The 18,927-nt window shown below is 53.9% G+C and carries 18 protein-coding genes, 1 other RNA gene and 1 pseudogene; 9 read left to right on the top strand and 11 right to left on the bottom strand.

Translation table 11 applies throughout. The features are described 5' to 3' along the window. Positions 1–148: 148 nt before the first annotated feature. Both grpE and hrcA read right to left on the bottom strand, forming a co-directional pair. A complete protein-coding gene (grpE, locus tag AS19_RS01595) occupies positions 149–721 on the bottom strand; it encodes a nucleotide exchange factor GrpE (RefSeq protein ID WP_011587609.1) in 573 nt (190 codons plus the stop codon). Between the two features lie 250 nt (positions 722–971). After that, positions 972–2,021, bottom strand: coding sequence for a heat-inducible transcriptional repressor HrcA (gene hrcA / locus AS19_RS01590; RefSeq protein WP_041704730.1), 1,050 nt, complete (start codon positions 2,019–2,021; stop codon positions 972–974). 148 nt (positions 2,022–2,169) lie between these two features. Here hrcA and AS19_RS01585 point away from each other — a divergent pair, with 148 nt between their 5' ends. After that, positions 2,170–2,697: an RDD family protein gene (locus AS19_RS01585; RefSeq protein WP_011587607.1), complete on the top strand. Its 528-nt coding sequence runs from the start codon at positions 2,170–2,172 to the stop codon at positions 2,695–2,697. A 30-nt stretch (positions 2,698–2,727) separates the two neighbouring features. Further along, positions 2,728–4,395, top strand: a complete 1,668-nt coding sequence (gene recN, locus AS19_RS01580) for a DNA repair protein RecN (RefSeq protein ID WP_041704727.1) — start codon at positions 2,728–2,730, stop codon at positions 4,393–4,395. Positions 4,396–4,453: 58 nt separating this feature from the next. Here the strand turns inward: recN and fur are convergent, their stop codons facing one another. After that, positions 4,454–4,855, bottom strand: a complete 402-nt coding sequence (gene fur, locus AS19_RS01575; RefSeq protein ID WP_011587605.1) for a ferric iron uptake transcriptional regulator — start codon at positions 4,853–4,855, stop codon at positions 4,454–4,456. A gap of 188 nt (positions 4,856–5,043) precedes the next feature. On the opposite strand from fur, the gene AS19_RS01570 reads away from it, so the two are divergent. Beyond that, positions 5,044–5,451: an outer membrane protein assembly factor BamE gene (locus AS19_RS01570; protein WP_011587604.1), complete on the top strand. Its 408-nt coding sequence runs from the start codon at positions 5,044–5,046 to the stop codon at positions 5,449–5,451. 28 nt (positions 5,452–5,479) lie between these two features. On the opposite strand, the gene AS19_RS01565 is transcribed toward AS19_RS01570, so the two are convergent. Together AS19_RS01565 and AS19_RS01560 are read right to left on the bottom strand one after the other, a co-directional pair. Beyond that, positions 5,480–5,794, bottom strand: coding sequence for an RnfH family protein (locus AS19_RS01565; protein WP_011587603.1), 315 nt, complete (start codon positions 5,792–5,794; stop codon positions 5,480–5,482). Beyond that, positions 5,791–7,377 carry a sodium-dependent transporter gene (locus AS19_RS01560; RefSeq protein WP_011587602.1) on the bottom strand — a complete coding sequence of 529 codons (1,587 nt, stop codon included), beginning with the start codon at positions 7,375–7,377 and terminating at the stop codon, positions 5,791–5,793. The genes AS19_RS01565 and AS19_RS01560 overlap by 4 nt, the downstream gene beginning before the upstream one ends. 169 nt (positions 7,378–7,546) lie before the next feature. Between AS19_RS01560 and smpB the strand changes: the two genes are divergently transcribed. Further along, positions 7,547–8,026, top strand: a complete 480-nt coding sequence (gene smpB / locus AS19_RS01555; protein ID WP_035459423.1) for an SsrA-binding protein SmpB — start codon at positions 7,547–7,549, stop codon at positions 8,024–8,026. A gap of 51 nt (positions 8,027–8,077) precedes the next feature. On the opposite strand, the gene AS19_RS01550 is transcribed toward smpB, so the two are convergent. Beyond that, positions 8,078–8,362, bottom strand: a complete 285-nt coding sequence (locus AS19_RS01550) for a hypothetical protein (RefSeq protein ID WP_011587600.1) — start codon at positions 8,360–8,362, stop codon at positions 8,078–8,080. 410 nt (positions 8,363–8,772) lie between these two features. Here AS19_RS01550 and ssrA point away from each other — a divergent pair. Together ssrA and AS19_RS01540 are read left to right on the top strand one after the other, a co-directional pair. Continuing rightward, positions 8,773–9,129, top strand: a transfer-messenger RNA (tmRNA) gene (gene ssrA, locus AS19_RS01545). 112 nt (positions 9,130–9,241) lie between these two features. After that, positions 9,242–10,648 carry a HEPN domain-containing protein gene (locus AS19_RS01540; protein ID WP_041704720.1) on the top strand — a complete coding sequence of 469 codons (1,407 nt, stop codon included), beginning with the start codon at positions 9,242–9,244 and terminating at the stop codon, positions 10,646–10,648. Here AS19_RS01540 and AS19_RS14160 read toward each other — a convergent pair. Both AS19_RS14160 and pdxH read right to left on the bottom strand, forming a co-directional pair. Then, positions 10,634–10,853, bottom strand: a pseudogene (locus AS19_RS14160) (tyrosine-type recombinase/integrase); the annotation flags it as partial. The gene AS19_RS01540 and the pseudogene AS19_RS14160 overlap by 15 nt on opposite strands. Before the next feature lie 755 nt (positions 10,854–11,608). Next, positions 11,609–12,238 (bottom strand): pyridoxamine 5'-phosphate oxidase, encoded by a 630-nt coding sequence (gene pdxH, locus AS19_RS01530; protein ID WP_011587598.1) that lies wholly within the window; start codon positions 12,236–12,238, stop codon positions 11,609–11,611. A 217-nt stretch (positions 12,239–12,455) separates the two neighbouring features. Here pdxH and AS19_RS01525 point away from each other — a divergent pair, with 217 nt between their 5' ends. Then, complete coding sequence (locus AS19_RS01525) at positions 12,456–12,896, top strand: YchJ family protein (RefSeq protein WP_011587597.1); 441 nt, start codon at positions 12,456–12,458, stop codon at positions 12,894–12,896. 254 nt (positions 12,897–13,150) lie between these two features. Next, entirely contained in the window at positions 13,151–14,380 is a 1,230-nt protein-coding gene (locus tag AS19_RS01520) for a trans-acting enoyl reductase family protein (protein WP_046961637.1), read from the top strand. Between the two features lie 253 nt (positions 14,381–14,633). Here the strand turns inward: AS19_RS01520 and AS19_RS01515 are convergent, their stop codons facing one another. From AS19_RS01515 to AS19_RS01505, 3 genes are all read right to left on the bottom strand, one after another. Further along, positions 14,634–15,545, bottom strand: coding sequence for a bestrophin family protein (locus tag AS19_RS01515; RefSeq protein WP_046961636.1), 912 nt, complete (start codon positions 15,543–15,545; stop codon positions 14,634–14,636). A 99-nt stretch (positions 15,546–15,644) separates the two neighbouring features. Further along, positions 15,645–16,406 (bottom strand): ABC transporter permease, encoded by a 762-nt coding sequence (locus tag AS19_RS01510; RefSeq protein WP_011587594.1) that lies wholly within the window; start codon positions 16,404–16,406, stop codon positions 15,645–15,647. Further along, a complete protein-coding gene (locus AS19_RS01505) occupies positions 16,403–17,401 on the bottom strand; it encodes an ABC transporter ATP-binding protein (RefSeq protein ID WP_011587593.1) in 999 nt (332 codons plus the stop codon). The genes AS19_RS01510 and AS19_RS01505 overlap by 4 nt, the downstream gene beginning before the upstream one ends. A gap of 429 nt (positions 17,402–17,830) precedes the next feature. On the opposite strand from AS19_RS01505, the gene AS19_RS01500 reads away from it, so the two are divergent. Continuing rightward, on the top strand, positions 17,831–18,847 hold the full coding sequence (locus tag AS19_RS01500) for an isocitrate dehydrogenase (protein WP_011587592.1): 1,017 nt from the start codon (positions 17,831–17,833) through the stop codon (positions 18,845–18,847). The last annotated feature ends 80 nt before the right edge of the window (positions 18,848–18,927 follow it).

The following is an 18,927-nucleotide window of genomic DNA, read 5'->3' as shown; positions in this document are numbered from 1 at the left end:
GGCTCCTATATGGCGTTCGTTGCCATCATTTCAAGGGAGCTTGTCGATTTTCAGTGCTTCAACTTCTGTAATCACTTTGAGGCCAAAGCCCGCAGCCGGCGCCACTTTCACACCTAATATCAAGCTCAAGCGGCGGGTCAAACACCTATCAAGGAGCCTTACTAACCACCACCCGAGCCGGGCGAATCAGACGACCATTCAGCTGGTAGCCTTTTTCTAGCACTTCAATCACGCTATTGGGGTCCACATTGGGCACCGGCACCATGGTCATCGCTTCATGCAATTCGGGGTTAAACGGCTCGTCTGCGGGATTAATCTGTTCGATGTTATAACGGGCAAACGCGTCCAACAGAGACTTCAGCGTCAACTCGATACCTTCACGGGCGCCCTTTAGTGCATCGTCTTCGGCATCCAGCGCCGCTAGACCACGCTCCAAGTTGTCCGCCACACTTAGCAGATCACCGGCAAACTTCTCCAAAGCGAACTTGCGGGCATGCTGCACGTCACGCTCGGCGCGCTTACGCACATTCTGCACTTCCGCCTGTGCACGGACATCCGCTTCAGCCAATGCCTTCTTAACCTTGGCCAGCTCCACTTCTACTTCAGCCAGCTTCTCTTCAGCGGTGGGCTCAACCGCCTCTGCAGCGGCCGCAGCTTGCTGTTCTTCAACCGTTTCTACCTGTGGTTCGGCATTGTTCTGATCTTTTTCCTGCTCACTCATTGGTCACTCCACATCCCTATCCGGGCTTTTCCAGGAAAGCGGGCAAAGATATGGGAACTATCGGGCAGGATTCAAGGGGGGAAATGACAAGCCTCAAGCTTCAAATCGCAACACGGGCCAAGCGGCAGCCATTCATCACAGCATAATAACCCGCGATCCAACCAAGGAAACACGCCGCTCGCCGATTAATTGCCGCGAGAAAGACCGCAACACAGGGCACGCCGATTTGCGTTGTAGCTTGTGGGTTATTTTAAAGCTGGGTAAGCGCCGCTGAGAGGATCTTAGCGGTGATGTCCACAGTGGGGATAACTTTCCCATAATCCATGCGGGTGGGACCAACCACTGCCAACACCCCCATCGGACCATCATCCGTCGTGTAAGGAGCGGAAATCAGCGAATAATCCTCAAACGGCTGAAACCCTGATTCTCGGCCGATAAAGATCTGCACCCCATCGGCTTTCATGGAGCGTTCAAGCAAATGCAAAATGTCACGCTTATGATTAAAGGCATCAAACAAGTTACGTAGCTGCCCCAAATTTTCCGCCTCAGCGGTCTGAATCAGGTTGGATTCCCCGGATACCACATAATCAGAGTCGGGACGCTCAGTACGCAGCGCCTTATCCGCCACAGCCACCGCCGTCTGCATCAGCGCATCCATCTGCTGGCGATCCGTATTCATGGTATCGAGCAAACCATCGCAAATGCTGTTCAAGTCCCAGCCTGCATAGGTATGGTTGATGTAGTTAGCCGCCTGGCGCAATTCCACTCCATCGTAATCCCGGTCGGTATGAATAATCCGGTTCTGCACTTCGGAGCGATTGACCACCAGCACCACCAGCACCCGCTTGCCCGACAATGGCAGAAATTCCACCTGGCGCAGAGTAGACACCTCGCGACGGGGCACCGCCACCAGCCCGGCCATGCGCGTCAATTCCGCCAGGGTTTTCGATGCCTGGGCGATCAACTCCTGGGAAGACTGCTCCGGCGCCAGCAACTGACGCAGCTCTTTTTTCAAATGCCGATGATCCGGGCGCTCCATCACGCTGGTCGCCAATAGCGAATCCACGTACAGCCGGTAACCCAGCTCTGTGGGAACTCGCCCCGCCGAAGTGTGCGGGCTACTCAACACCCCCAACTCTTCAAGCTCCGACATGATATTGCGCACAGTGGCAGGACTCACTGCCAAGCCGCTACCGCTGGCCAGCGTTTTCGAGCCCACCGGCTGGCCGTCACGGATATGCCGCTCGACCAGTGTCATCAGCAGGCGCTGCTTGCGTTCGTTGAGATCCAGCTTTGTCATAGGTGTATATGTACCAGAAAATCGCCGCACTATTATATAGAGAACCGTAGCCGGATTTCATTGAGCAGGGGCTTACACTCCCAGCGCGAATCCCCTACCATTAACCGGCACTGACCATAAGAACAGTCATCATTGCAAGGATGTCATCATGACCGGCGAAACCCCAAGCAATCCTTACCAGACTCCGGACAGCATAACCCAGAAGCCAAACAACCCCGGAGCCCCTGAACTGGCCAGCCGACTGTATCGCTTTCTCGGCGCAATCATTGATGGCCTAGTGCAAATGGTCATTATCGGCCCAATCATCTATTTCAGCGGGATCTGGGACGCCATGATGCAAAGCAGCGGCACTATCAGCTTGACCACCAGCATCGGCCTGTTCATCGCCGGGGAGCTGATCTTCCTAGCCCTGCAAGGCTGGCTACTCTTTAACCGCCAGCAAACCATTGGCAAAGCCCTTCTCGACATGCGTATCGTCGGCATGGAACAGGACAGCGTTCCCGCCGGCAAACTCTACGGGCTACGTTATTTTGTTTTCCACGTGCTCGCCCAGCTGCCCGGCATCAACCTGATCATGCTTATCGACCCGTTATTGATTTTCCGCTCAGACCGCCGCTGCCTGCACGACCACCTCGCCGGCACCCAAGTGATTCAAACCCAAAGAACGACCACCTAATCACGATTTCGCCTGTTGCAGAGGAACACCATGCTGACCCACTTAAGCGTTCGCCACTTTGCCACCGTTGACCAGCTGGAGCTAGAGCCCGAAAATGGGCTCACCGCCATCAGCGGCGAAACCGGGGCAGGCAAATCTGTCATCATCGATGCCCTAGGGCTCACCCTAGGGAACAGGGCCGACTCATCGATTGTTCGCCACGGCCACGACCGCGCCGAAGTGCTGGCCACCTTCGACCTGCGCAACAACGCTGCCGCACAGCAATGGCTGATCGAACGGGAGCTGGATGATGAAGAACAATGCCTGCTTCGCCGTACCGTGCGTGCCGACGGCCGCTCCCGGGCTTATGTGAACGGCACCCCCACCCCGCTGTCGGAGGTACGAGAGCTGGGTGAACGTCTGATCAGCATTCACAGCCAGCACGAGCACCAAGCACTACTAAAAAAGGATGCCCACCGGCAGTTGCTGGACAATTTCGCCCATGCTCGCGACTTGGCCAACAGCGTGCGCGAGCACTGGCGCCACTGGCAGAGAGCCCGCCGTGCCCACGATGACGCCCTGAACCAAGCCCGTGAGCAAAATGAGAAAGAAGAACTGTTACGCTTCCAACTAGAAGAGCTGGACGCCCTCGCCCTGCAGGACGGCGAGCTGGAGCAACTGGAGCTGGAGCAACAACGACTGGGCAATGCAGAAAACTTGATCCGGCTTTGCCAGCAGTCCCTTGACGCACTTTATGAAGGCGAGGACGGCACCTGCAACGACCACCTTAGCCAAGTTAGCCACTGGTTAGACGATGCGCGCAATAACGACGGCGACTTGGGCAGCATTGCCGACACCGTGGAATCCGCCCGCCTGCAAGTGGAAGCTGCCGCCGACGACCTGCGTCATTACTTGGAAAAATTGGATCTGGACCCGGCGCGCCTCAGCCAGGTGGAAGAACGCCTGAGCCAAAGCTACACCCTGGCCCGCAAGCACCGCGTTCGCCCGCAAGAGCTGGTAGAACATCATCGCAGCCTGCTGGCCGAATCCGATACCCTGGGCAATGTGGATGCCCAGCTGCATGCTCTGGCGGAACAAGAAACGACCGCCCAGCAGCACTACATGGACAGCGCCCGCAAGCTAACCAAGGCTCGCCGCAGCGCCGCCAAGACTCTCAGCCAGCAAGTGCAAAAGCAACTCACGGCTCTGGGCATGAAAGCCGCGCAACTGGATGCCTGCCTGAGCGAGTGCCCCCCGAGCCTGGAGGGCTTGGAGGAAGTGGAGTTTTTGTTTACAGCCAACCCAGGGCAGCCACTCAAACCACTGGGCAAAGTCGCTTCCGGTGGCGAATTATCGCGGGTCAGCCTGGCCATCCAGGTGATCTGTGCGCGCAACCTGACCGTGCCCAGCCTGGTGTTCGATGAAGTGGACGTGGGCGTTGGCGGCGGCGTAGCCGAGATTGTGGGCCGATTACTGCGCGAACTGGGGCAGCATGCTCAAGTGCTGTGCATTACCCACCAGCCACAGGTGGCCAGTCAAGGGCATCAGCATTGGCAGGTGCACAAAATTCAAGAGGATGAGACCACCCACACCCGCATCCAAGAGCTAGATGACGCCGCCAGAGTGGAAGAATTGGCGCGAATGCTAGGAGGAGTAGAAATTACCGAGTCCACCCGTAACCATGCCAAAGAAATGCTGAGCAAGGCGCAGGCGGCGTGACAGAAAACGCAACCTACACGCCACGCCAAACCTCCACCCTAAAGCGCCTACGTGTCGCCTACTTCTTGGGTTTGACGTACAGCACCAGTGAGTGATCCACAATCTCGTAACCATACTCCTCGGCAATAGCATGCTGGCGCGACTCAATCACGTCATCCATAAATTCGACCACCGCGCCGGTTTCCATGCACACCATATGATCATGGTGCTCTTCATCAGCCAGCTCGAATACAGCAGAGCCACCTTCAAAGTTGTGGCGCAACACCATGCCAGCCTGCTCGAACTGCGTCAGCACGCGATATACCGTCGCCAAGCCCACGTCTTCGCCGGAATCCATCAACGACTTGTAGATATCTTCCGCGCTCAAGTGGCGCTCTGCGGACTTCTCCAGCTGCTGAAGGATTTTCACCCGCGGCAGGGTCACTTTAAGGCCCGCTTTTCTAAGATCCTGATTATCCAATGCGTATGCTCCATCTGCCAATCAATGGCGGTTTTGAAAAAGGCGGGAAATTTGTACCACCAAGAGTACCAAGGCGAACTCATCGCGCCGCGAGCTGTCAATAAAATATGACCCTATCGTCAGACCGGAGTTTGTCATAGGTTCCCAAGTCTGTATTATCGCCCGAACACTTAGCGAAGTCGAAAATCATGTCCCGCATTCTAGTTACACTATTACTAGTATCACTTCTAGCCTCTGCCGGATGCAGCACGCTGCGCTTTCCTGGCGTCTACAGAATTGATATTCCGCAAGGTAACTTTGTCACCGAAGATATGCTCAGCGAGCTGCAGCCGGGCATGACTCCGGAGCAAGTACGCTACGTCCTCGGCGCACCCACCTTGGTGGACCCGTTCACTCCGGATCTGTGGCTCTACCCAATGACCTATCGGCCCGGCAAAGGTGACAAGGTTAGCCAGAACATCGCTGTTTACTTTGAGGATGGCGCTTACAGGCGCTATGAGGGCGAGGTTATAGAAGACATCAAGTCCAAAACCTCCGGTCGCAGCGACATCGAATTACAACGTAAAGCCGCAGACCGCAGGAATGACGCTCAATAGCCTTCGGTCTTGCGCTGCCCCCTCACGCTTAGTTCGATGCTTTACCTGCTGATGCCTTTTCTTTTGCGCGCCTCTTACGGTTAAGTTTGGGGTCGGCCGTCAGCGGACGGTAGATTTCCACCCGCTCGCCAGGCTTCAATATATGCCCAGCCGGGTTTGCCACCACTTTACCGAACACCCCCATGGGCGCCTTATCTAGATCGAGATCGGCAAATTGCTCGCCGATACCCGACAGCTTAGCGGCGTCCAGCATAGAGGTACCATCAGGCACATCAAGACCTATCAGCCGCTGCTTTTGCGGTAACGCGTAGACCACCTCCACATGAATCATTGTTTCGCTCACCGTACAGGCACCTGCTCAGCCGGGGCAGAAGGCACCCCATCCACGTCACCGGGCTCAATCGGTTCCGTCACCGGAGCCGGGGTCGGAGTATCGGCTTCGGCGGCACCATGCATCTCGAACACCTGAGCATCAGGCTCCGTCATCTCTGCGGGCAACGCCCGTTGCACAGACCCAACCTCATCAGCGGGCGCCACCGCACTCCAGATGGAATACACAAATAAGGCTATCACTGCCGCCGGAGAGAAAATCCGCACCAGCGCACGCCACACCAGATACAACTTGAAGTTCTTGATGCCCAATTCCTTACGCGCCTGGGTTTCCTTCATCACCCAGCCGGCAAAGATAGCGATTAACAAGCCACCCAGCGGCAACATCACCGTGGTGGACAGAAATTCCATGTTGTCGAAGAAAGTGCCAGCCAGGAAGGTATTATCCTCCCACACATTGAACGACAGCACCGAACCGACACCCAATAGCCAAGCGCCCAAACCGACCAGGATGGCGGCTTTCACCCGGGTCAGACCTTTTTCCACCAACCAGGCCACCACCGGCTCACCCAAGCTAATGGACGAGCTCCACGCCGCGCACACTACCAACAGGAAGAACAAAGAACCGAACAACACGCCACCGGGAATATTCCCGAACGCCAGAGGCAGAGTAACAAACATCATTCCCGGCCCCTGGCCCACTTCCAACCCGCCAGAAAACAACAACGGGAACATGGCCATGCCAGCACCCAGTGCCACCAGAGTATCCAGTATGGCAACGATGGCCACCGTAGAAAGAATTGATATCGGCTTCTTTTTGCCCGTCTTCTGGTCGGTCACCTCGCGCGGCATATAAGCCCCATAGGCCATGATCGCGCCCATGCCCAGGCTCAGCGTAAAGAATGCCTGCCCAACCGCCACCAGTACCGCTTTGCCAGTGAGCTTGGAGAAATCAAACGCAAACAGGAAATTCATGGCGTCGCTAAAGCCAGGCGTCGTCGTCGCGTAACCCACCAGCACCAGCAGCAGCACGAACAACAGCGGCATCAGCACCTGTACGGCTTTTTCCAGCCCACCTTTCACGCCACGAGCAACCACCACCATAGTGAGCAGCATGAACAACGAATGGAAACCTAGCATCAACCAAGGGTTGGCCAACATGGTGTCAAAATGCGCCTCGGACTGGGTGGCCGTAATGCCGTCAAACGCCCCACGGGCCGCTTCCCAAGTGTAATATAATGCCCAGCTGGCCACCGCAGAATAAAACGACAGAATCAGGAATGCCGACAGCGCGCCCAGTATCCCAATGCCAGCCCAACGCTGGGTGACTTTGCTCTCACTGGCAAGCTTGCGCATGGTGTTGATCGGACTCAAACCGCCTTTGCGACCTAGCATGACTTCTGCGGTCATAATGGGAATCCCCACCACCGCAATACACAATAGATACAACAACACAAAGGCCCCGCCACCGTTTTCCCCGGTGATATACGGAAAGCGCCAAATATTACCCAACCCCACTGCCGACCCAGTTGCCGCCAAAATAAAGACCCAACGGCTGCCCCACACTCCATGGACCGACTTGTTTTCTTGCTTCATAACACCATTACTCTTATTCGCGTGGCGGTATTGTCTTTTTTTTGGCAGGGCGGCTCAAGTGACAGCCAGTAACATCGTAAACATTGGTACATAGTCACCTACCCGACACCAGCCCCCGACAGACAAACCGCTATCAGCCAGTCACCCCTTGCTCTATAATTGCCGCCCTATGGGAAAAGCCAACAAAAAAGCCAAAGCACCGTCGGCCACCATTGCGCAAAACCGCAAGGCACGCCACGAATATCATCTGGAAGAGCACTTCGAAGCCGGCCTAGTACTGGAAGGCTGGGAGGTGAAATCTCTGCGTGCCGGCAAAGGCAATCTTACAGAAGCCTATGTCTTGCTAAAAAACGGCGAAGCTTTTCTGTTCGGTGCCCGCTTCGAGCCACTCAACACCGCCAGCACCCACGTCAACCCTGATCCGACACGCACACGCAAATTGCTACTGCATCGTCGTGAGCTAGGCCGAGTATTTGGGGGGGTACAGAAAGACGGCTTCACCTGCGTACCGGTGAGCCTATATTGGAAGAAAGGATTCGCCAAATGCGACATCGCATTGGCCAAGGGCAAGCAGAAATTTGACAAGCGCGCCACAGAGAAAGAGCGCGACTGGAACCGTCAGAAACAGCGCGTACTGCGGCAGAGATAACGCGGTTAAGGCGCTACCTCTGCTCGCTGGGCACTGTCTGAAACTGGGTCATTACGCCGTGTGATGGGTGTCCACATCCTGCGCACGGCTATCGCCACGTAACTGCCAGTAAAATTGCAGCCAAGCGCGCAGCACCGCAGGCATGAAGTAGACAGCGAACAGAATCACAGGAATCCGTACTTCCGGGGTCGCCATATCCACCAAATAAATGCCCGCTGCATACGCAACCAGCGCAAATATCAGCTGCAAAGCCCTGTAAAGCAGCGGCTGAGCCTTCAAAGGCGACAGTGCCTTCTCGGAAACTTGCCCTGCTGACCGAAAGATCGTGTTCATCATCCTTCTCCTTCAATGAACGACAACGCTTTGATCAGCGGCCTTCTTGAAATCTCAATCTCAAGGCTCGCTGTAAAGCCATTGTGTGGTACACAATTTTTGAGCCAGATGTTTTGGGCGCTCATAGCTTCCCGTTCATCTTTTGCCCAACCCCACCACCGAACGATGTAACAATTAGTGGTGACACCGCTATAATGCGCCCGAAGAATGGTAGAACAAGCCCGCACTGTAGGACTGTTAGACAAAAATCGTGTAGAGAGGTAACACTTTTCACAATTTAAAGCACAACCCGCGCGGCCATCATATTGCAAGCCACAAAACCAGGGGCCGCATCCCCGCCCTCTCTCTCAATACTCTCCCTAACATTGAAAATCGACTTCCCTGCCCCCATCCCTTAGAATGAACCCATCACAGGGGCCGACCTGGATTCGACGCCGGTACTGAATTCTGTGGTGCATGCCGAGAAGGTCACGAGTCTCGTAAATCATTTGTGGCATATTAAAGCAATCGCAAACGACGATTCTTACGCACTAGCAGCTTAAACCCTGCTTATCGCCAATCGACCCTGCCTGTGGGGAAGAGCGGCGAGCATCGCAACACAGGCTCGCAGCAAAGTCCGCCCCGGATGGCGCTGTTAAAACTCTTAGGGGCCCGGCTTTCACGTCCTGCCAGTTGGGCTGTGAAGGCTTAAATCAATAAACATGGCTAAGCATGTAGATCTGCAGATGGATTGCTGACGGACGCGGGTTCGATTCCCGCCGGCTCCACCAAACAATAAAGAATAAGCCATTGAAATACATGGCTTATTCTTTATCTTTCAAAGAAAACGCACTGACAAGTGTCCGAATCTTGTCCACCCACAAAGCATGGAAGCCTTGGGGCATGAGAATCACAAACCCTATTTCAAAATCAGGCTTTTTCTGGCTCCCCTCCACCCCAGATCACAAAATCCCTGGGGAAATTACCATTTCGAACGGCGGCAAAGTCGAAATTGAGACCATTGGACACTTCAGGAACTCGCCCACACAGCTAGCGCAAATTTTGGCTGGAAACCATGACGGGGAGGCGCGCATACATGGCCATGTCCAAGAGTTTGGGGATGTAACAGTTGATGACTGTATATATACCAACCAAACACTCTCAACTCTGGGAGGGACTACCCTCTCAGCTAGAAACGCCTATCTAGGTGCCCTCATCAGTGAAAAAGAACCACCACTATTCGATAGCGTCGACTTCTCATTTGATGGACTGAATGAATGGGCAAGGCAAACATCGCTGTCGCAAAGCCGAAGCGAAGATCGAAATGAAATTTCAATTACGTATAAGAAGCCAGAAAACATTGATCTGCGCATTGGTGAGGGAGTATCACTTCATATTATCTACGACTATTCTTCTTCTGGATCTCCTGGAACTCGAACATTAAAGTCAACAACCTCACTCCGACTCTCCTTTGAAGAAGCCACAAATATAGAAGAGGCAATTCGTCTCATTCATCGCATCCAAAACTTTTTCAGCTTCGCAATGGACGAGACAACACACCTACTTCAGATAAACGGAACACATGAGAAATATATAATCCAACATGCCAACAATAGAGAAACTCTAAAACCGATAAAGATTTTCTACCATGGAGCCTATGACCCCGGCACAGAATCACCGTCAATTCTTGCTCCGAGCATGCTGTTCCATCTTCGCCTAGTCAAAGAAACACTAGAAAAAAACCTAACGGAATGGCTTCGTTACTATGAAGTCATAACACCAACACTGAACCTCTATTTCAGCCAAAAATCCGGAGCTTACCGATTTCTAAACGGAAGGTTCCTTGCTCTTGCTCAAGCAATCGAGACACTCCACAGAAACACATCTAATGAAAAGTTTATGGATGAGGCCGCATTCAAAGATATACGGCGACAGATAATCACAGGCTGCCCAGAGGCTTTTAGAGGTCGGCTAAGCCCGATGCTGATTCATGGGAACGAACTAAGCCTAAAAGAGCGACTAGAAAGAGTAATAGACCCACACTCAAAATACTTTGGCGGCAATGAAAACGTCGAAACCCTGATAAAAATGATAAAAGACAACAGAAACTATCTAACCCACTACGATAGAGCATTAGAAAATAAATTATTGGATGGACCGAAACTATATGCTGTTTGTCTGAAGATTGAGGCCATACTTCAAATAAAATTCATGGAACTTATCGGCTTTGAAGAAAGCCTTCTAGACCAAATCATAGAAAGAAGCCACGCCATAGCAAACAAGTTAAGACCCACCTTAACTGACAGTTGAGAGAGGATTTAGCCTCACAGCATCCTGCAGGTGATCAGGCGACAGGTGGGCATATCTCATGGTCATATTGATCGAGGCATGCCCCAGAATTCTTTGCAGCGTTAGAATATTTCCACCATTCATTGCGAAATGGCTTACGCAAAACATGCTCAGACTGTCCTTTTGGCAGCTTAATTCCCGAAGCAATCAATGCTCTACGAAAAGCGCTAAGAACTATTAGCCGAAATTCTCTCAACCTGCCCTCAATCTTCAGAAGAATGATCAATCTACAGAAATGTGGATTCACTCACCTCCCATCGGCAAAGAAATGCTTTAGATTTCGCATGCGAAACTAGAGCGTCTGGATCTTCACCCGCCCTGACATAGAAAAAAACTATGAAATGTATTTCATTGATTGTCACACTGATTTGCTCCACCGTTCATGCAAGCCAACATTGGTGGATACTTGATAGCAATACCGGGCTCTGCAAATTGCATGAGTTCTCCCCCTCAGATGCTTCTTGAGGCCAATAAAGATGCTAGGGTCGATTTATATCTTGAGAAAGCTGGCATCGTTTCGATATGGCTTCCATACGAGCAAAAGCACATCTACTTCGCTACGTCCCTCGATGCTTGCAACCGGGCTAAACTGGCTGCCTCAAAGCCCTCAAAGTGACCACATTTTGTCCATTTAGCAGTGCTTTTATGTGCCAGAAAGCTCACCGACCAAATCATAACCAACTGATTTATATGAGAAAGTGTAAATTAGTGTCAGATTGACCAGTTCGAGAAGCGGGTTCGATTCCCGCCGGCCCACCAAACAAAGAAGGCGCAAGCCATTGATAGCACCATATTCTTGCTATCTTTGGCTTGCGCTTTTTTTATGGCACCGGAAAAGCCTCGCAAAGCAGAAGAAGCTATCACGTATTTCAGCTCATTAGCCGTCCGCCAACGATGTGTAGTGGCGTTGTGAGCACAAGCTTATGGCGCAAGGCGTTCACGCTGCCAGCAGCCATCTCCTTGCTTCACGTACCGAAAACGGTCATGCAAACGACTGGGGCGGCCATGCCAAAACTGGATCTCGGTGGGGATGATCCGGTAGCCCCCCCACTGCTCCGGGCGAGGCACCGGCGCCGAAGGAAATTCCTGCTCCAGCCTCGACACCTCTGCCTCCAACCATTCCCGGCTAGCGGGTCGGCTCTGGGGGGAAATGGCTGCACTCACCTGGCTGGCATAGGGGCGGGAGGCGAAGTAACTGTCTGATTCTTCCTGATCCACTTTTTGCGCCTCGCCAATCACTATCATTTGGCGATCAAATGGCTGCCAGAACATGGTGAAGGACACCTTGGGGTTGGCCGCGATCTCTTCACCCTTGCGGCTGTCGTAGTGGGTAAAAAAGGTAAACCCCTGATTCTCGATTCCCTTGAGCAGGACCACTCGCGAAGAAGGCTGGCCATTGGCGCTCACCGTGGCAAGCGTGATGGCATTGGGCAGCGGCAATTCAGCTTCAATCGCTTCATCTACCCAACGACGGGCCTGCTCCAGCGGATCATCATGGAGGGTGGCTTCGATCAGGCCGTCAGCGTGATATTCTTCGCGCACGTCTTTCATGGTTTCCCCGGCTGGCTGTCATTCTGAGCGGGCAGTATAACGCCCGAGGAGGCCATGGCAGAAGGCTCTCTACACTTCTCTGGCAACACCGCCGGGCTGGCGCGCGGCTAAACGAGGCAACAAATGCCCTGGTGCTACATCGCCTAGGGCGACCAAAGCATCCAACCGTTACGCCAGGATTTGATTGCGTTATTTGATTGTTTTTCTGGAGCTAAAAATGTCCGCCTGCCCATGCCAATCCGGCCTGGATTACCGCCAATGCTGTCAGCCTCTGCATGAGGGCAAACCCGCACCATCCCCGCAAGCGTTGATGCGTTCACGGTTCTGCGCCTTTGCCCTAAACAATACCGCCTACCTGACCAGCAGCTGGCACCATAGCCAGCGTCCCGCCACCCTCACGCTGGATAGTGACGAACAGTGGCTGGCATTGGAGATTCTTCACTGCGATACCGATGGTGACACCGGCACCGTCCATTTCCGCGCGACCAGCCAACATCGCCAAGGCCTCAGCGTCCTGGAAGAAAACTCCCGTTTTGTTAAGGAAAATGGCCACTGGTTTTACCTGGACGGCACACCCAAATCGAGCGTGTTAAAGCTTGGGAGAAATGATCCCTGCCCTTGCGGTAGTAGCAGGAAGTTCAAGAAATGTTGCGGATAAAGAACATTATACGGCCTTACATCCTTTGCAAACTGGATGGCCCGCGCCGACACCAGTAATTCAGCAGAAGACGCGCGCTCCCATGGCCGTCGAAATAGGCCTTGCCAGAGCCTGAATGGAGCCTTCTGCCCTGCCCGTGCGTGATCTCACTGGTTACGCATTGGCGCCTCAATGGCTTAGGATAGCCTCAAAGCCAGACGTTCTAGTTACGCTGATGTTATTGATCCATTTCGCTGATTCTTTAAGGTGTCCCCATGAGCGATTCACAATTTGATGTGGTGGTCTTCGGTGCCTCCAGCTTCGTTGGCCAGATTCTCTGCCAATACCTCTTTGACACCTACGGGGCCAATGGTGAATTGAAGTGGGCAGCCGCCGGACGCTCGCAGAACAAGCTGAAACGAGTAAAAGCCTCTCTCGGCGACGGCGCCAGCACCCTCCCCTTGATCATCGCCAATGCCAACGACGCCGACAGCCTAGACGCCCTCTGCGCGCAAACTCGCGTAGTGGTTTCAACGGTGGGGCCCTACGCCTTGTATGGCGAGCCCATGATCAAGGCCTGTGTCAACAGCGGTACTGATTACTGCGACCTCACAGGGGAAGCCCAGTGGATAGCGGAAATGCTAGAAAAATACGAAACCACCGCCAAGAAAAATGGCGCACGTATCGTGCACTGCTGCGGATTCGATTCCATTCCCTCTGACATGGGGGTCTACTTTCTCCAACAGCAATCTCAAGCGCGCTTTAACGCCCCCGCCAGCACTGTGCACATGCGGGTAAAGGTCGCCAAGGGTGGTGTATCCGGCGGCACCGTCGCTAGCATGATGAATATTGCAGAAGAAGCAGGCAAAGACCCGGCTCTGCGCAAGAAATTGGCCGACCCGTACCTGCTCTGCCCTCCGGACCACGGCTTCAAGAGCCGCCAGAACAGCATCGGACTGGCCAGTTACGATGACGATTTCAACGCCTGGGTTGGCCCTTTTGTGATGGATGCCATTAACAGCCGCGTGGTGCATCGCTCCAACACCTTGAGTGGCAAGGCCTACTCCGATCACTTCATCTATAGCGAGGCCATGCTCACTGGCAATGGCATGGGCGGGCGCATGAAAGCACTGGGTATCGGCGTCGGCACCGGCCTGTTCTTTGTCGCCGCCGCGGTCAAGCCCACCCGCTGGGTGCTAAACACATTTGTAATGCCGCAACCCGGCGAGGGGCCCAGCCCGGAAGCACAAAAAGCCGGCTTCTATGACATCCGTTTTGTTGGCCACACCGACAACAGCGAAACCCTGAAAGTAAAAGTCACCGGCGATGCGGACCCCGGTTACGGCTCCACGGCCAAACTGCTTGGGCAAGCCGCCGCCTGCCTGGCACAAGACGTGGCAGAAGACGCCCCCGGCGGCTTCTGGACAACAGCCACTCTCCTTGGCGAGCCCTTACTGAAACGACTACAGGATAATGCCGGCATGACCTTCACCGTCATCGACTGAAAAACTCGGCCTGCGAGCCTTGCTCGCGGGCTGGAGCTTGCTAAAAACACCCAGTGATCACGACCCTGCGAGGCGAGGGCACGGACCACCGCACTGGCCCCGTGATGCTAACCGAGCTGCCGCACACTATTGAGACAGTGAATTCCGCCTACGAAAAACCACACCAATACACAAAACGAGCTCGAGTAATTGCCGTTCTGCACTGCTGACTTCACACCAAAACCAAAATGTTCTCGTTTCCTATTAACCCGACTTACTGGAGCTGAAAGTTCTTTACCGGTAAGGGCGCGGGTGCAACATCCCCCAACGCGTCCGCAACGGAAATTTCATGGATACGACACAAGGCATCCAACGGCAGGTCGTTAGGGGCGCGCCCGAACGGTGTTTCTAGGTGCTCAGAAAGGCGATCAATACCGAAGAAGGTATAGGCTACGACGGCGGTGAGAATGGGTGACACCCATCCCATGCTTCCGGTCAATGCGAAAGGCAACAGGTAGCAATAGACATAGGCTGTACGGTGAACCAACAAGGTATAGGCAAACGGCAGAGGCGTAGTCGCAATTCGTTCGCTGGCAGCCTGAACCTTACTCAGCGCGGCCAAACGCTCATCAAGCATCCTCAAACCCATACTATCCAACGAGCCCTGACGATACTGCTCACCCAGCAGGCTGCCAGCCTGTGCGATAAAGGCATCGGCAGGGTTCGCGGTTGCCAATGCTAGATCACAGTCTTCACGCGACACCCAGGCCAACAAATCCTCGCCAACATTTTCTTCCCGTAGCTGCCCTTTCAGGGCGTGGGCATAGGCAAGGGCCCTCATCAGTATAGCTCGCCGGGCAGGCGCATTTTCCCCTAGCAGCGCACCGCTAACCCGAGCCAGGCTGCGTATTTCATTAACCATCTGCCCCCACTGCTTCCTGGCTTCCCACCACCGGTCATAAGAGGCATTGTTGCGAAAACCAAGCAGAATCGACAAAACGATTCCAAGCAGGGTCACCGGCATGATAGTCAGACTTTGCAAACCAATCAGCTGATAGTGGCTAAGCGCTGCAACCGCCACGGAAAACAACGCAACAAAGGCAATATGCGGCAAAATTTCCGGCACTACCGAGCCTCGCAGGGCAAGCAATAGGGCAATAGCGTTAGGACGCTCTCGAACGATCATGGTAGTAATCCGCAGAAATGTCGGGGCTGGCGCCAAACGGCGCCGCTAGCCAATCGGTAGCGCGAGCACCCCCACTAGCAACCGTGCTTACTCACTCACTTAGCTCTTCAATTTATAACCGGTTTTGAAAATCCACCACACCAGCCCCATGCACAGGGTCAGGAAAAACAACGTCATACCCAAGCTAACACCAATGTGTACATCGGCGACGCCGAAAAAGCTGTAACGGAATCCACTAATCAAATAGACCACCGGATTGAACAAAGTCACCGTCTGCCAGACCGGCGGCAACATATCGATGGAATAGAAACTGCCCCCCAGGAAGGTCAGCGGTGTAATAATCATCAAAGGAATGATCTGCAACTTCTCAAACGTATCGGCCCACACCCCGATAACAAAGCCAAACAAACTGAACGTCACTGCCGTAAGCAACAGAAAACTGATCATTAAAAGTGGATGTTGCACGTCATAATCCACAAATAATCGAGCGGTAAGAAGAATAAGCAACCCCAGAATCGTCGACTTGGTAGCCGCAGCCCCCACATAGCCGATCACAATCTCCACATAGGACACAGGAGCAGATAACACTTCATAAATGGTGCCGGAAAAGGTGGGCATGTATATACCAAAAGACGCGTTGGAAATACTCTGCGTCATCAGAGACAACATGATCAGCCCAGGAATAATAAACGCGCCATAACTAACACCATCAATCTCGACCATACGTGAACCGATGGCGGACCCGAACACCACAAAATACAACGATGTGGAGATCACTGGTGATGCAACACTCTGCATCAGAGTACGCCAGGTTCGCGCCATCTCGAATTTGTAAATCGCGCGAATGGAGTGAATATTCATTTTTCATCCCCCGGTACATTGGGTTTTTCACTGGTGGCTCCATTCGAAACCGGGCTAGCGCCAGGCTTACCGTTATGAACTAGATCCACAAAAATATCTTCCAGCGAACTTTGTCGTGAGTGCAGGTCTTTGAAATCGATACCCTGCTCGTTCAGGTGACGTAGCAGTTCGGCAATGCCGGTGTTTTCCTGGTTGGCATCGTAGCTATACACCAGTGAGAAGCCTTCATCGGCCAACGCCAGTTCCTGCCCTGCCAACACATCCGGCACTGCCGTCAATGGCTCAGACAGATGCACGATCAGCTGTTTGCGGCCTAGCTTCTCCATCAGGCGCGATTTTTCATCCACTAGAATAATTTCACCCTTGCTGATAATCCCCACTCGGTCGGCCATTTCCTCGGCCTCTTCAATGTAGTGGGTAGTCAGGATGATAGTGACTCCTTGCTCACGAAGCTGACGTACCATTTCCCACATTTCACGTCGCAACTCCACGTCCACGCCCGCGGTGGGCTCATCAAGAAACAAAATTCTGGGTTCATGGGACAGCGCCTTGGCTATCATCACCCGACGTTTCATGCCACCGGACAACGTGATGATCTTGCTGTCTTTCTTGTCCCACAGAGACAATGCCTTTAACACTTTTTCGATATGGGCATCATTGCGCGGTTTTCCAAAAAGGCCACGACTAAAACTCACCGTTGCCCAAACTGTTTCGAAGGCATCCGTGGAAATTTCCTGAGGCACCAACCCAATGGCACTTCTTGCGGCACGAAATTCGGAAATGATGTCATGGCCTGCGGCCCGCACCGTACCCGAAGAAGGATTAACAATACCGCAAATAATACTGATCAGCGTGGTTTTGCCCGCACCATTGGGCCCCAGCAAGGCAAAGATCTCGCCAGCGCGAATATCCAGATCCACGCCTTTGAGCGCCTGAAACCCGGATTGATAAGTCTTGTGCAGGTTCTTGATCGAAACCACTGCATCCACACGCATTCTCCCTCAATGGCAGCACATCAGGGCTGCCCACTTGCATTAATTCAGGCGCCTATTATGCACACCCGGCAGGCCCTTGGCGCATCGTTCTGGAGCCCCTAGTCCCTTCGCATCAAACCCCAGACAACGTCATTACCGCTACGGCCCCGCGCAGACCGCTGATGTGCTAATATAGCGAACCACAATCAGGTCCGGCGCAGCACGATACAGCGCGACCTCCTGCGCCCGCCCACCCGGGCAACAGCGCAGGATCTCCACGCCAGCGCTGTTGCCAGCCTGAACACGAGAGCCGAGCTCACACCGCGAGCATCACGACTTAGGTCGGACTTCATCTTGCCCGCCAGCGTGCCAGAATAGGGACCACCCCTCAGTCCGGCACAAACTCGGACACTACGGTTTCACCCTCACCAACCGCAATCAGGAGGCAATATGAACGAGAACACCGTAACCGTTATTCCCGGGGACGGAATCGGGCCGGATATCGTGGATTCCACAGTGCGAGTTCTGGACGCACTGGATTGCGGGCTCAAGTTTGAATATGCCATCGCAGGACAGACCGCTCTTGATAAAGGGCTGGAACTGGTACCCGAAGAGACTCTCACCATACTACGTCGCAATCGCCTAGCCCTAAAAGGCCCCATCACCACGCCAGTGGGCGGCGGCTTTACTTCCGTTAACGTCACCCTTCGCAAGACCTTTGACCTGTTCGCCAATGTGCGCCCCGCCCTCTCCATTCCCGGCGTGAAGTCCCGCTATGACAATGTGGACATCATGACCATCCGAGAAAATATCGAAGGCATCTATTCTGGTTTGGGGCAAACCGTCAGCGACGACGGCGAAACCGCCGAGCTGCGTAGCCGTATCACCCGTACTGAGTCCGAACGCTTACTGCGCTTTGCTTATGAAACGGCGACCAAACAAGGCCGAAAAAAGGTCACGGTGGTACATAAAGCAAACATCATGAAATCCACCTCTGGGCTATTTCTAGATGTGGCACGCAAGGTGCGTAAGGATTACCCAAACCTGGAACACGAAGAAATGATTGTGGACGCCTGCGCCATGCAGCTAGCCATGAACCCACACCGTTTCGACGTGCTGGTCACCACCAATCTTTTTGGCGATATTCTCTCCGACCTGTGTGCCGGGCTGATCGGTGGGTTGGGCGTGGCCCCAGGGGCCAACATCGGGGAACATGGCGGCCTATTTGAAGCGGTGCATGGTAGCGCCCCAGACATCGCCGGCAAAGGCATCGCCAACCCCACTGCCATCTTACTGGCCGGGGCGATGATGCTTGATTACATGGAGCAACACGACAAGGCAAAGAAACTGCGCCGTACGGTACGCCATGTGGTCGGCCAAGGTGAAGTAGTGACTCCAGATCTAGGGGGCCGCGCCAGCACTAGCGAGTTTACCGACGAGCTAATTCGCCACCTCACTAACCAATAGCCGCCACCAAAGTAAGTACCCGCCCGGTGGCCCGACATCGTCGGCAACCGGGCTATTGCTCAAACGTTACCTGTAACCTT

Source organism: Alcanivorax sp. NBRC 101098 (assembly GCF_001010505.1).
Classification (GTDB): domain Bacteria; phylum Pseudomonadota; class Gammaproteobacteria; order Pseudomonadales; family Alcanivoracaceae; genus Alcanivorax; species Alcanivorax borkumensis.
The sequence above is the reverse complement of the archived record's forward strand: the minus strand, read 5'-3'. Positions and strand labels throughout refer to the sequence as shown.